We start from the raw sequence: 13,015 nt of genomic DNA on the forward strand, positions 1-13,015 counted from the left end.
GTGAGCGCGGGGAGTTGGACCCCCGGCCCCCTCCCCTGGCGCCCTGCGGCCTGCGGCCAGCGGCCAGCAAACCGGAACCGGCGACGCGATGCAGTTGACCCCCGGTGGTTTGGTCGGACAGCGGTTCGTTGAGCCGGCGGCTCAGACGGGCGCCGCCCGAGCGACCACAACATGGGGCGACGGCATCACCGCCGGACCACCGGACGACCGCACCACCGCACCACCGCACCACCGCACCACCGCACCACCGCACCACCGCACCACCGGGCCACCAGGCCACCAGGCCACCAGGCCACCAGGCCACCAGGCCAGGGTGCTTCGCCTCCCCCCGGCGCGCGTCCAGCAGCGCCGGGGGAGGTCGTCCTCGTTCAACGGCCGGTGCGGATCAGGCCCGTCAGGTAGCGCCACAGCGAGGAGCGCTGGCGGGCCGACGGGTCCGGGAGTTCCGGTTCGGCCGGCTGTGTCGCCGGGTCGTACGCCAGCCGTTGCTCGGGCAGCGCGGCGAGTTCGTACCGCACGGGCAGAGACCGCAGGCCTCGCATGAACGGCGAGGAGCGCCACGGGAGTTGGTCGACCGGGAGGGCCAGTTCCAGGTTGACGAACCGTTCGAACAGGCGGCCCACTCCGACCGCCGCGACCGTCGAGGCGAGTTCGCGCGCCGGGCACTGGCGCGGGCCGGCGCCCCAGGAGAGATGGGCCCGGGTGCTGACCGTGGTGCTCGGGCACACGTTCTTGGCGAAGAGTGGGTCGGCATGCGCCGCGGCGGAGGAGACCCACACCGGGTCGCCCGCGCGGATCGTGTAGTTGCCCAGCCGGGTGTCCTTCGCCGCGAAGCGGGGCACGAAGTTGACCAGCGGCGGCTTGCGCATGACCACGCGGTTCATGGTCTCCCTGACCATGCCCGCGGAGAGGCTGGCCCGCACGGTGCCCTCGCCCGAGATGACCTCGACCACCGTGTTGGACACGAGGATGCCGACGTGGTCGGAGGTCATGCCCAGCAGCATGAACAGCTCCCGGGCCAGTTCGTCGACGGAGAGTCCGGGGTGCGCGGCTATCAGGTACGAGGGGAAGTCGTCGCCGGGTGTCCTGAGCTTCGCCTCCGCCAGCTCGGCCAGCGTCGCCAGCAGCCGCTCCAGGGCGGGCTCCGCGTCCGGACCCGCGTCCAGCACCCGCCACATGTCCATCAGCGCGTCGTCGCCCTGCGAACCGGGGAAACCGAGCAGACGGCTGGCCACCATCAGCGGCAGGGGCCGGGAGAACTGGGCGGACAGGTCGGCAAGGCCGGTGCCACCGCCCTGCCCCATCAACGTGATCAGTTCGTCGGAGTAGGCCGTGACCGCCCTCTTCAGCGCCCGCGCCTGGGGGTGGCCCGGGTCCTGGAACGGTTTCAGCGCCACGTCCCACGCGGCCCTCAACGGGCGGTAGCCGGGACCGCCTTGAATCAGCACATGGTTGACCTCGAGGGAAGGTCCGAGCGGCCAGTCCGCCGGCACCCGGCCCTCCGAGCGGGCCCGCCACTTCTCGAGGCCCTTCGGCCACCCGTCGTCGTCCTGGAGGACCTGGAGCGACTCCTGGTAGCCCAGGACCAGCCAGGCGGGCACGCCGAGCAGGTCGACCGGTGCGACCGGGCCGTGCTGTTGCCTCAGCCGTTCGTACACGAGCGAGGGGCGCGTCTCGTAGTCCCTGGTCAGCAGCGGTTCAGGTGTCAGCTCCTCCAGCCGTGTGCCGTCCAGGTCCACGGATCCGCCGTCGGCCCACTGAGAATTCATCGTCTCGCCGCCCCTCCAACACTCCCCGTACCGGACTACGTTCAGCCGGTAGTTGGAAACGGGGGGACCCTACCTCAGGGGTACAGCGCAGTAACAACGGGGGCGCGACCCGCGTTCGCGAATTTACCGCAGGCAATTCCACACGGCCCCCGCGAGGCCTTCACTTCCTCTCCACTCCTCCGCCCGGAGGGGGCCTCAGGCGGCCGTGTATCCGAGTTGGCGCCGCATGTAGGGGGTCATGAGGGTCTTGGCCTTGGCCAGGGTGGCGGTACGGCCGCCGAGGACCGCGGTCTCGCCGCCGGGGACGGGCACCATGGTCACTCCGTCGGCGGGCCCGAACGGCACGACGAGCGGGCTGCGGTGGACCGGCCGGTAGAGACGGGGCTGCTTGCGATGCCTGCCGGAACTCTGCAGGTAGGCCCGGATGTTGTGGACGGCGAGGTCCGCCTGGGCGAGCGCGACGGGGGTGATCTTGAGCTTGCTGACGTCGTTCACGTCACCGACGGCGAACACGTCCGGCCGGCCCTCGACGCGGAGCGTCCGGTCGACCTTCACATGCCCGGAGGAGTTCAGCCAGTCGCTGTGTCCCGCCATGCGCAGCCAGAACGTGTTGGGTGTGGTGCCCGTTGCCCAGAAGGAACGGTCGGCGTCGATGATGTTGCCGCGGGTGTCGCGATAGGTGTTGAAGTCGTTGCCGGGCGACATGAAGGAGTCGAGCCGGACCTCCACGCCATGCGCCTCCAGCCAGGCGCGGGCCCTGCTCCCGGCCCGTTCGCTGCCCGTGGAGTGCAGCAGCGCCGGCCCGGAGTGGGCGAGGGTGACCCGGGCGTCCGGGCGGGCCAGGCGGATCTCGGCGCTGAGTTCGACGCCCGAGGGCCCGCCGCCGACGACGAGGACATGTTCCGCGGCGGCGATGTTCCGCTGGTGGGCGGCGAACGACTGGGCTGCCTCTTCGACGGTGGTACCGGTGAACCGGGCGGGTTCCGGGTAGTCGGCGCCGGTGGCGATCACGACCACGTCGTACGGGAGGATCTCGCCCGAGGCCAGCGTCACCTGGCGCTCGTCGGTGTCGACGCGGACCGCTTTGCCCACGGCCACCCGGCCGTTGCGCAGCAGCCGGTCGTACGGAATGAACGGGGTGACGGTCCATTCCGGGTGAACTCCGGCGCGCAGGGAGGCAATACGGTGGAAGAAGACCTCCTTGCGGTCCACCAGCGTGACGCGAGCCGTCTCGTCCAGTCTTTTCGCCAGCCGTACGCCGGCATAGCCGCCGCCGATCACCACTACGTCGCCGTCTTGCACGCCGGGTCTCCTGTGCCTGTGGGGGGAGCGAGCACCGGGCGTGTGGGCGCCATCGGCCACTCGACTGCCGCCGAGCGTAGCGCTTGAAACTTAAAGATCCGATGAACTTCTGTGCGCATTCTGTGAAACGACGACCCGCCGTCAGGACACCTACGACCGGATGCAGTCGGGTACGACCGGATACTGCCCCCGTCGTCCGCCGATTCGGCATAAGTATGGTGATCCCGTGAAGGCACGGTCGTTGCCCCCTGAGCAGAAAGGTTCAACCAGGTGAGTTCCAGGATCCAGCCGACCGCACAGGTCGACGAAACGGCCACGATCGGCGACGGGACCACGGTCTGGGACCTGGCCCAGATACGGGAGGACGCCCGACTGGGCAGCGGGTGCATCGTCGGCCGGGGAGCCTATGTCGGCCCGGGCGTACGCATCGGCGACAACGTGAAACTCCAGAACTACGCGCTGGTCTACGAACCGGCGGTGCTCGGCGACGGGGTGTTCGTCGGCCCGGCGGCGGTCTTCACCAACGACTACTTCCCCCGCTCGGTCGACCCGGAGGGCCGGCTCAAGCGCGGCGGCGACTGGGAGGCCGTGGCGGTGGTGGTGGCCGAAGGGGCGTCCGTGGGGGCCCGTTCGGTGTGTGTGGCGCCGGTTCGCATCGGCCGCTGGGCGCTCGTCGCGGCGGGCGCCGTGGTGACCCGGGACGTGCCGGACTTCGCACTCGTGGCCGGAGTTCCGGCGCGCCGGATCGGCTGGGTCGGCCGGGCGGGCGTACGACTGACCGAGCGGGAGGGCGAGCCGGGCGGGTGGGAGTGCCCCGAGACGGGCGCGCTGTACGACGAGAAGGACGGCGAACTCGTGGAGCGGGCCTGACGCCCACATCCCACAAAACGCAAATCTTCGAACATCTACAGGCATAACATGTGTGCGAAGTATGCAGACACAGCACAATGAGCACACGAACCAGTGCCCAGGGGGGGTTACCGGGTGGACACGCCTGTGCCCAGAGCCAGGAGCGACAACCGCTTCGACGCTTGATGTTTGACGCCTGACGTCCGGCGTCCGGCATCTGCCTTCCGCCGTGTGCCCATTCGTGCCGCGGTGATCACCAGTCTGCTCAGAACACAGGACCCACAGGGGGGTTGGTGTGCCCAAACCATGACCATCACACGTCTGGCAGCGCTCGGTCATGAGGAACCGACGCTGCTTCCGCTCGCCCAACGGCTGCTGGCCGTCGCCGAGTCGGGGCTTCCGTCGATGCTTCTTCCCGGGGGCGAAGCCTTTGTCTTCACCATGGCCGGGCGACAGGCACCCGACGGTTCCTGGACCCTCGAGCGGCGTGGCACCAGTACCCGGTACGCCGCGATCACCGTGCTGGGCGCCCGTTTCCTGCCCGAGGACCGCCAGCGCGCGGTGCTCGGCGGGCACACGGCCCAGGAGTTCGCGGGTCTGCTGGTCGAGTCGCTGCCCTCGGTGACCAACCTCGGTGACGCGGCGCTCATCGCCTGGGCCGCCGCCGAGACCGACCATCCGAAGCTGTCCGACGCCCTCGCGCGGGTCGACGCCCTCGACGAGGACGGCCGGCCGCAGTACACCGTGGAGGCGGCCTGGGTGCTGTCCGCCCTGGCGGCGGCTCGCCACACGGTGGACGTGGAGAGACGTTTCACCGTGGCTCGCGACCGCCTGCTGCGGGCCCGGATCGGCAACAGCCCGCTCTTCCCGCACGCCACCGCGCCCGGCCTGGTGCCCTGGTTCCGGTCGCATGTGAGCTGCTTCGCCGACCAGACGTACCCGATCCAGGCCCTGGCCCTGGCGCACGCCAGCGGTGAAGGAGCGGGCGATCCGGAGTCGTTGGCGGCGTCCGAGGCGTGCGCGGCCCGCATCTGCGAGCTGCAGGGCGACGGCGGGCAGTGGTGGTGGCACTACGACGCCCGCACCGGGGGTGTGATTGAGGGTTACCCGGTCTACAGCGTCCACCAGCACGCGATGGCGCCGACCGCGCTGTTCGACCTCACCGACGCCGGTGGCAGCGACTTCGGCGCGTCGATCCGCAAGGGTCTGCGCTGGATGACGGACGTGCCCGAACTGGCCGCCGGTCACGAGGAACCGATGATCCTCGACGAGCTCGGCGTCACCTGGCGCAAGGTCTACCGGGGCGACCCGAAGAAGGCCGTGCGCGCCGCCCGGGGCCTTGGCACCCGGGTCGCCCCGAGCCTCCGGCTGAAGTCCCTGGACCGGGTGTACCGCCCCCTCTCGGTGGACCGCGAATGCCGGCCGTACGAATTCGGCTGGATGCTCCACGCCTGGCAGGGGGGACGAATATGAGTGGGCGTCAGACCCTGTTCGGGGTCGAACTGGATCCGCTGACCATGGACGAGACCGTCGAGCGCTGCCTCGAAGCGGTCCGTGACGGGCGGCAGTTGGAGATCGGGGTGGTCAACGCCGCGAAGCTGGTGAACATGCGGCGCGACCAGCGCCTCGCGGACGCCGTTTCGGGCTGCGATCTCGTCGTCGCCGACGGACAGGCCGTGGTCTGGGCCGGCCGGGTGCTGCGCGCCCCGCTGCCGGAACGCGTGGCCGGAATCGACCTGTTCCTGCGGCTGTTGGCGGAGTCGGAGTCGGCGGGCATGTCCGTGTACTTCCTCGGTGCCAAGGAGGAGGTGCTGGAGGAGATGCTGCGCCGGGTGGCCGACCGCTTCCCCGGCCTGAAGGTGGCCGGCAGCCGCAACGGCTACTTCGACGACTCCCAGCAGGAAGCCATCGCGGGCGCGATCGCCGAAAGCGGCGCCCAGATGCTGTTCCTCGGCATGACCTCGCCGAAGAAGGAGATCTTCACCGCCGCCTACGGCGAACGCACCGGCGCCCGCGTCGTGCACGGCGTCGGCGGCTCCTTCGACATCCTCGCGGGAATCACCAAGCGGGCCCCCGAGAGCTGGCAGCGGCTGGGAGTCGAGTGGCTCTACCGCGCGCTGCAGGAGCCGCGCCGCCTCGGCCGGCGCTACCTCACCACCAATGCTGCCTTCCTCTTCATGACGGCGCGGGAGCTCGTACGGCCCACCCCGTCAACCGCCTCCGCGAACAGGAGTCACTGATGCGCGTCGTCGTGGTCGGACAGGGATACGTCGGCCTGCCGCTGGCCATCCGCGCCGCCGAGGTCGGACACGAGGTGATCGGCTACGACGTCGACGCCCGCCGGGTCAAGACACTGGCCGCCGGTGAGTCCTTCGTCGAGGATGTCTCCTCCGAGCGGATCAGAGCGGCTCTGGACAACGGCTCGTACAGACCGAGCGATTCGGCCCGCGACTGCGGCGGGTTCGACGTCGCCGTGGTGACCGTGCCGACTCCGCTGCACGAGGGCACTCCCGATCTCCGTTACATCAAGGACTCGGCGGTCACCCTCGCCCGGTATCTGCGCCCCGGGGCGACCGTCGTGCTCGAGTCGACGACCTATCCCGGCACCACCCAGGAGCTGTTCGCGCCGATCCTGGAGGACGGCTCGGGCCTGGCCGCGGGCGTCGACTTCCACCTCGGGTACAGCCCGGAACGGATCGACCCCGGAAACGCCGTCTGGGGCTTCCAGGAGACACCGAAGGTCGTGTCCGGGGTCAACGAGGCCTCGCTCAAGGCCGTTCAGGACTTCTACGCGCAACTCGTCGACACCACCGTGCCGGTGGGCTCGCCGAAGGAGGCCGAACTCGCCAAGCTCCTCGAGAACACCTTCCGGCATGTGAACATCGCGCTGGTCAACGAGATCGCGATGTTCGCCCACCATCTGGACATCGACGTCTGGCAGGCCATCGACGCGGCCTCCACCAAGCCCTTCGGGTTCATGAAGTTCACGCCCGGACCGGGCGTCGGCGGCCACTGCCTGCCGATCGACCCCTCGTACCTGTCCTGGCGGGTGCAGCGCGAACTCGGCCAGAGCTTCCGCTTCGTGGAGCTGGCCAACGACATCAACAACCACATGCCCGAGTACGTGGCGCGCCGCATCAGCGACCTCTTCAACGAGAGACGCCGGTCCGTGAACGGCTCGCGCATCCTGCTGCTCGGCCTCGCGTACAAGAAGAACACCGGCGACGCCCGCGAGTCGCCCGCCCTGCGCATCTCCCAGCTGCTGCTCGACATGGGGGCCCAGGTCAGGGCGGCGGACCCGCACGTGGTCGAGAGTCTGCCGGTCGACAGCCGCCTGGTGCGGGTCGAGCCGACCCCGGAGGAGCTGGCGGCCGCAGACGTGGTGGTCCTGCTCACCGACCACGACAGCTTCGACTACGAACTCGTGGCCGAACACGCTCCCTTCGTCCTCGACTGCCGTCGGCGGCTGTCGTCGGGACCCACGATCGAGGTGCTCTGAACCATGCCGCGAATCGTCTGCGTCGCCGGCGCGCGCCCCAACTACATGAAGATCAAACCGGTGATGGACGCCCTGGAACGCCGGGGCGCCGAGGTGATCCTCGTCCACACCGGCCAGCACTACGACCCGGCCATGAACGACGTGTTCTTCGCCGACCTCGGCATCCGTCCGCCCGACCGCTTCCTCGGGGTCGGGTCGGGCAGCCACGCCGAGCAGACCGGACGGGTGATGACCGCGTTCGAGCCGCTCATCGGCGAGGTGTCCCCGGACATCGTCGTCGTGGTCGGCGACATCAACTCGACCCTGGCCTGCGCCCTGGTCACCGCCAAGGCGGGGCCGCTGCTGGCCCATGTCGAGTCCGGGCTGCGCAGCCGCGACTGGAGCATGCCGGAGGAGGTCAACCGCGTCGCCACCGACCGGGTCAGCGACTATCTGCTGGCCCCCTCCCCCGACGCCGTCGACAACCTGCGTGCGGAGGGCTACCGGGAGGACCAGATCCACCTGGTCGGCAACGTCATGATCGACACGCTGCTGGCCAACCTGGAGCGGGCCAGGGCCTCGGCCGTCCTGGCCGAACACGGCCTGACCAAGGGCGAGTACGGTCTCGTCACCCTGCACCGGCCGGCCAACGTGGACGACCCCGAGGTGCTCACCGGGCTGCTGAAGGCCCTGGGGGAGATCGCCGGCCGCCTCCCGCTCGTACTGCCCGTGCATCCGCGGGCGGCGGAGCGGCTGGCCGCCATCGGGGTGCCGGGTGGCATCCGGCTCGTACCGCCCGCCGGATACCTGGACTTCATCGCTCTGCAGGACTCCGCGCGTGTGGTGCTGACGGACTCCGGTGGGGTTCAGGAGGAGACCACCGCGCTGGGCGTGCCGTGTGTGACGCTGCGGGACAACACCGAGCGGCCGATCACCGTGGAGCAGGGCACCAATGTGCTGGCGGGCAGGGATCCGGCGCGCATCGTGTCCACCATGAACGGGGTACTGGACGCTCCGCCGGCGCCTCGCAGGCCCGAGCTGTGGGACGGCCGCGCGAGCGAGCGGATCGCCGATGTGCTGCTGGAAGGGGGAACAGCGAGCACCCGGCTCAGACCGACCGACCAGCCGGGAACCGCGGACCGCACATTCCCCATATGATCCGCTTGAAACACATGCTCGTTGAACATTTGGCCGTAGTTGAACATTTGGCCGTAAGGGGGGACCGCCATGGATCTCGCTGAGATCTTCCGGGTCACGCGCAGGCGCTGGTACGTCCTGCTGCCCGGGCTGCTGCTGACCGCCGGTCTGGTGGCCGCCGTGGTGATGCTGGTTCCGGTCACCTATCAGTCGCAGAGCACGGTGCAGCTGCTGAACTCCCCGAAGGCCACTGTCGCCTACGGCGGCAATCCGTTCCTCAGCACGCAGACCTCGCTCACCGGCATGGCCGACAGCCTGGCCCGCAACCTCAACTCCGACGACTCCGTCCGGGAGCTCAAATCCCGCGGTGCCACCGGTACGTTCGAGGCCAAGATCGCGGACAACGCCCAGGGGCCGCTCATGTGGCTGACGGTCACCGGCACCAGCAGGGCCAAGACCCTGGCCTCGGACCGCATTCTGACCGCGTACGCCAAGGACCGCCTCGAGCAGTTCCAGGAACAGCAGAAGGTCGCACCGAACGCCATGATCCAGATGATGACGATCGTGGTCCCGCAGCCGCCGCTGGCTCAGACCAAGACCCGGCTCGAGTACATGATCATGGCTGGTGGCCTGGGCCTGGTGCTGAGCCTGGTCGCCGTCTTCTACGTGGAGGCGCGCCGCCGGACCCGTCCGGCGGCGGAACCGGAGGAGGCCGCACCGCCGGTCGAGGTCCCCGAGCCGGCGCCGGCGGCCGAGGTCCGGGTCACCGCCGCCCGGTCGGTGACCGAGGAGTCGGTCGCGGAACAGACGATCGCTCTGCGCACCCCGCCCGCCTGGGCGCGGTCCGCCGGGAACAGATCTGCCACGGAGCCGAGAGCGGGGCGGACCACGACGGTCGTGGCACCCGCCGCCGAGCCGCTCGACGAGGAGTCGACTCATGGACAGCGTTCGCACACCGGACAGCGAGACCGCTGAACCGAGCGGCACTCCCGCTCCGCCCGCGCCCGCTTCCCTGGGCACCAAGGTCCGCTCGGCGGCCCGTTGGAGCCTGATCAACACGGTCGTCATGCGGCTGGGCAACTTCGCGACCGGCATCCTGCTGGCGCGCTTCGCCCTCGGCCCGGCGGAGTGGGGCGTCTACGGCATCTCCCAGACGGTGCTGCTGGTCCTGCTGTCCGCGAACGAGTTGGGCGTGGGCCTGGCCATCGTGCGCTGGGAGGGCGACGCACGGCGGTTCGCGCCGACCGTGCTGACCCTCAGCGCCCTGTCCAGCGGCCTGCTGTACGTGGCGCTGTTCGCGGCGGCGCCCACGGTGGCGGGCCTGCTCGGCTCGCCGGACGCGGCGGGCGTGCTGCGGGTGATGTGCCTGTGCGTGGTGATCGACGGGATCGCGCAGGTACCGGCCGGCTTCCTCACCCGGGAGTTCGCCCAGGGCAAGCGGATGATCATCGACGCGCTCAACTTCGTTGCCAGCACCGCGGTGACGCTGCTGCTGGCCTTCGCGGGCTGGGGCGCGATGAGCTTCGCCTGGGGTGCGGTGGCGGGGAACGTCGTGGCGCTGATCGGCTGTGCCCTGGCGGCGCCGGGCACCCTGAAGTTCGGCTGGGACCCCGACCAGGCCCGGGCACTGCTCAGGTTCGGGCTGCCGCTGGCGGGGGCGAGCATGCTGGCCCTCGGGGTGGTCAACGTCGACACCATGGTGGTCGGCGCGACGCTGGGCAACGTGGCTCTGGGCTACTACGTCCTCGCCTTCAACATGTCCGGCTGGCCCGTGCGGATCATCTCCGAGGCCGCCCGCCGGGTCTCCTTCGCCGGGTTCTCCCGGCTGGCCGAATCGCCGCAGGCGCTCGCCCAGGGCTTCAGCCGGGCACTGGGCGTGGTGGTCACCGGCACCGTCCCGCTGTGCGTCCTGCTGGCCTGTCTCGCGGAGCCGGCCATCGAGACGATCTACGGCAGCCAGTGGGGGCCCGCCGCCTCGGCGCTGCCCTGGCTGATGGTGCTCGGCCTGATCCGTATCGGCAGTGAACTGGCGTACGACTGTCTGGTCGCCATCGGGCAGCGCCGGTCGCTCTTCATGGTGCAGGGCCTGTGGCTGGTGGCCCTGATCCCGGTGCTGCTCGTCGCCGCCCATACGAACGGCATCGTCGGGGTCTCCCAGGCCCATGTCCTGGTCGCCGGCGGCCTGGTGGTGCCGGTGTTCCTGGTCGCCCTCAGCCGGGGTGGCATCGGGGCCGGCCGGATCGCCATGGCCTGCGCGTGGCCCTTCTTCGGCGGGGCCGTGATGGCCGCGATCGTCCTCGGCCTCCAGCGCCTGCTCGGCGACGGCCGGCTCGCCCTCCTCGCCATCAGCACGATCGCCCTGGCCGGTTACACGCTGTGCGTCCTGCCCAGCCGCGACTTCCTGCGCGGCGTCGGCCGCGGCGACCGGCCCCATCGCGGCCGGCACCGGTCCTCCGCACCGGTCCGGCCCGCCCAGAAGGACTTGAGGTGACCTGATGTCACGGCGCATCGGCCGCAACTCCCTCGCGGGACTGCTGCTCGCGGCCCTGCTGGCGGTCCTGGGAGTGGCCTGCTCGGGACCGGACCGGTCCACGTCACAGGGCTGCACGGACGACGGGCCGACCTGCCGTACGAGCAGGTCGTCGCCGTCACCGAGTGCCACTCCGTCGGCGACGGTCGGCGAGGCCACGGTCCGCCCCTCCCCCTCGGCGTCCCCGACGGCGCCGCCGACCCCCGCGAAGAAGCCCACCCCGGCCGGCAAACCGACCCCGCCGAAAGCCGCCGGCAGTGCGTCCGCCGCCCCGGCGGCGCGTACCAAGTGCGCCTCTCCGGGCGACTGCGGCTTCCCCGACGCCGACAGCACGGGTCCGCGCATCGCCCTCAAGCCCCACAACACCGGGTACTGGGCGATCCGTACCGACGGGCTCGTCATCCGGGGCTGGGACATCACCGGCACGCTCGACATCTACGCCAACAACGTCACCGTCATCGACACCAAGATCACCTCGGACAGCTGGTGGGGCATCAACCTGCGGCCCGGGTACAGCGGTCTGAAGGTCCTGCACTCCACCATCACGGCGGTGCCCGGCAAGGGCCCCGACAACGGCGGCGTGGACTACGCGGTGTCGAACATGGGGGTCAGCTCCATCGAGGTCGGCTGGTGCGACGTGTCGGTGTTCGGCGACGCCCTGTCCATGGGGCAGGGAAACCTGCACGACAACTACGTGCACGACATCGTCCCGTTCATCAACCTGGGCGGTGAGTGGCAGCACACCAACACGGTGATCAGCGGCGGCGGCAACACCGGGCATCTGATCATCCGCCACAACACCCTGCTGAACCCGACCAGTCTCAAGCAGGGGGCGTCGGGCAGCATCGGCCTGTTCGCGGACACCGGGGTGGTCCGCAACGTCACCGTGGACGACAACTGGATAGCGGGCGGCGCGTACGCCCTCTACGGCGGCAGCACCGGCGCCACCGGGATCAGGGTCACCGACAACATCTTCTCCACCGAGTACCACCCCGCGTCCGGCGGATACGGCGTGGTCGCCCACTGGAACGCGGACGGCGCCGGAAACGTGTGGCGCAACAACCGGATGTCCGACGGCCGCCTGGTCCAGCCGGAGCCGGCGTCGTGAGCGGCGCCGCGCGCCGGGTCGCACGGGCGCCCTGGACGCTGCTCAAGGCCTTGTTCGGCTGGCTGGTGCTGTTCGAGGTCAGGAACAAGGTCCTGCTGGCGCCCACCGCGGTGCGGTTGCGGAGGCTCGAGGACGCCGAGACCCGACGGCTGGCCGCCACCCTGCCGTCGCCGCCCACCGCGCTGGTCGCCACGGTGATCGCCACCCACCGACGTCCCGAGGCGCTGCGTGCCGCGGTGCGCTCGGCGCTGGACCAGACCGTTCGCGACCAGGTCGTCATCGTGGTCGACGACGGCGCCGGGCTGCCCGAACTCCCGGACGATCCAAGGCTGTTCGCCGTGTCTCTGGCGCACAACACCGGCGTGGCGGGGGTGGTGCGCAACGTGGGCATCCGCCTCAGCGGCTCGCGGTACGTGGCGTTCCTGGACGACGACAACCTGTGGGAACCCGACCATCTGGAACGGGCGTTGGCGGTCCTGGACTCCCCCGGCGGACCCGCCGGCGTCTACACGGCGTTGCGGCGCGTCCTGCCCGACGGAAGCGAACAGGACGTTCTGTCGGTGCCCTTCGACCGGCGCAGGGCGGCCCGCGAGTCCTTCCTCGACACCAACGCCTTCGTCGCCCGCCGCAACAGCTCCCTGCACTTCAGCCGCCTGCGCCGGACACCGGAGGTGATGCCCCGGGAGGACTGGGAGCTGATCCGCCGGTACGGCCGAAGGCACCGGGTCCTTCATGTGCCGTACCCCACGGTCCGGTATCTGATGAACCCGGCCAGCTTCTACACCCAGTGGTGACAGCCGGATGAATCCGGCCGGCCCCGCCAACCGTTGCTCCCCGCTCGT

The 13,015-nt window shown here is 70.3% G+C and carries 11 protein-coding genes; 9 read left to right on the forward strand and 2 right to left on the reverse strand.

Annotated elements, in window-relative coordinates; translation table 11 throughout:
* Positions 1–368: 368 nt before the first annotated feature.
* Both PV396_RS11200 and PV396_RS11205 read right to left on the reverse strand, forming a co-directional pair.
* The gene (locus PV396_RS11200; RefSeq protein ID WP_319203159.1) at positions 369–1,769 is read right to left on the reverse strand and encodes a cytochrome P450; all 1,401 of its coding nucleotides are present in this window, start codon (positions 1,767–1,769) and stop codon (positions 369–371) included.
* 195 nt (positions 1,770–1,964) lie between these two features.
* Positions 1,965–3,071: an NAD(P)/FAD-dependent oxidoreductase gene (locus PV396_RS11205; RefSeq protein ID WP_319203161.1), complete on the reverse strand. Its 1,107-nt coding sequence runs from the start codon at positions 3,069–3,071 to the stop codon at positions 1,965–1,967.
* A gap of 270 nt (positions 3,072–3,341) precedes the next feature.
* On the opposite strand from PV396_RS11205, the gene PV396_RS11210 reads away from it, so the two are divergent.
* The 9 genes from PV396_RS11210 (at position 3,342) to PV396_RS11250 (ending at position 12,967) form a co-directional block, all read left to right on the forward strand.
* On the forward strand, positions 3,342–3,941 hold the full coding sequence (locus tag PV396_RS11210; RefSeq protein WP_319203163.1) for an acyltransferase: 600 nt from the start codon (positions 3,342–3,344) through the stop codon (positions 3,939–3,941).
* A gap of 285 nt (positions 3,942–4,226) precedes the next feature.
* The gene (locus PV396_RS11215; RefSeq protein ID WP_319203165.1) at positions 4,227–5,393 is read left to right on the forward strand and encodes a hypothetical protein; all 1,167 of its coding nucleotides are present in this window, start codon (positions 4,227–4,229) and stop codon (positions 5,391–5,393) included.
* Complete coding sequence (locus tag PV396_RS11220; RefSeq protein WP_319203167.1) at positions 5,390–6,160, forward strand: WecB/TagA/CpsF family glycosyltransferase; 771 nt, start codon at positions 5,390–5,392, stop codon at positions 6,158–6,160. The genes PV396_RS11215 and PV396_RS11220 overlap by 4 nt, the downstream gene beginning before the upstream one ends.
* Complete coding sequence (locus tag PV396_RS11225) at positions 6,160–7,419, forward strand: nucleotide sugar dehydrogenase (protein ID WP_319203169.1); 1,260 nt, start codon at positions 6,160–6,162, stop codon at positions 7,417–7,419. Before PV396_RS11220 ends, PV396_RS11225 begins: the two co-directional genes overlap by 1 nt.
* Positions 7,420–7,422: 3 nt before the next feature.
* On the forward strand, positions 7,423–8,556 hold the full coding sequence (gene wecB, locus PV396_RS11230; RefSeq protein ID WP_319203171.1) for a non-hydrolyzing UDP-N-acetylglucosamine 2-epimerase: 1,134 nt from the start codon (positions 7,423–7,425) through the stop codon (positions 8,554–8,556).
* Between the two features lie 69 nt (positions 8,557–8,625).
* Positions 8,626–9,510, forward strand: coding sequence for a chain length determinant protein (locus tag PV396_RS11235; protein ID WP_319203173.1), 885 nt, complete (start codon positions 8,626–8,628; stop codon positions 9,508–9,510).
* Positions 9,473–11,026 (forward strand): lipopolysaccharide biosynthesis protein, encoded by a 1,554-nt coding sequence (locus PV396_RS11240; RefSeq protein ID WP_319203175.1) that lies wholly within the window; start codon positions 9,473–9,475, stop codon positions 11,024–11,026. Before PV396_RS11235 ends, PV396_RS11240 begins: the two co-directional genes overlap by 38 nt.
* A 4-nt stretch (positions 11,027–11,030) precedes the next feature.
* On the forward strand, positions 11,031–12,173 hold the full coding sequence (locus PV396_RS11245) for a hypothetical protein (RefSeq protein ID WP_319203177.1): 1,143 nt from the start codon (positions 11,031–11,033) through the stop codon (positions 12,171–12,173).
* The gene (locus PV396_RS11250; protein ID WP_319203179.1) at positions 12,170–12,967 is read left to right on the forward strand and encodes a glycosyltransferase family 2 protein; all 798 of its coding nucleotides are present in this window, start codon (positions 12,170–12,172) and stop codon (positions 12,965–12,967) included. The genes PV396_RS11245 and PV396_RS11250 overlap by 4 nt, the downstream gene beginning before the upstream one ends.
* Positions 12,968–13,015: the final 48 nt, after the last annotated feature.

Source organism: Streptomyces sp. ME02-8801-2C (assembly GCF_033793965.1).
In the GTDB taxonomy this organism is placed as follows: domain Bacteria; phylum Actinomycetota; class Actinomycetes; order Streptomycetales; family Streptomycetaceae; genus Streptomyces.

Excerpts from the sequence above, each read along its gene's own strand:
- PV396_RS11200 (WP_319203159.1), bottom strand. The coding sequence starts at position 1,769 with ATGAATTCTCAGTGGGCCGACGGCGGATCCGTGGACCTGGACGGCACA.
- PV396_RS11215 (WP_319203165.1), top strand. The coding sequence starts at position 4,227 with ATGACCATCACACGTCTGGCAGCGCTCGGTCATGAGGAACCGACGCTG.
- PV396_RS11220 (WP_319203167.1), top strand. The coding sequence starts at position 5,390 with ATGAGTGGGCGTCAGACCCTGTTCGGGGTCGAACTGGATCCGCTGACC.
- PV396_RS11225 (WP_319203169.1), top strand. The coding sequence starts at position 6,160 with ATGCGCGTCGTCGTGGTCGGACAGGGATACGTCGGCCTGCCGCTGGCC.
- wecB (WP_319203171.1), top strand. The coding sequence starts at position 7,423 with ATGCCGCGAATCGTCTGCGTCGCCGGCGCGCGCCCCAACTACATGAAG.
- PV396_RS11235 (WP_319203173.1), top strand. The coding sequence starts at position 8,626 with ATGGATCTCGCTGAGATCTTCCGGGTCACGCGCAGGCGCTGGTACGTC.
- PV396_RS11240 (WP_319203175.1), top strand. The coding sequence starts at position 9,473 with ATGGACAGCGTTCGCACACCGGACAGCGAGACCGCTGAACCGAGCGGC.
- PV396_RS11245 (WP_319203177.1), top strand. The coding sequence starts at position 11,031 with ATGTCACGGCGCATCGGCCGCAACTCCCTCGCGGGACTGCTGCTCGCG.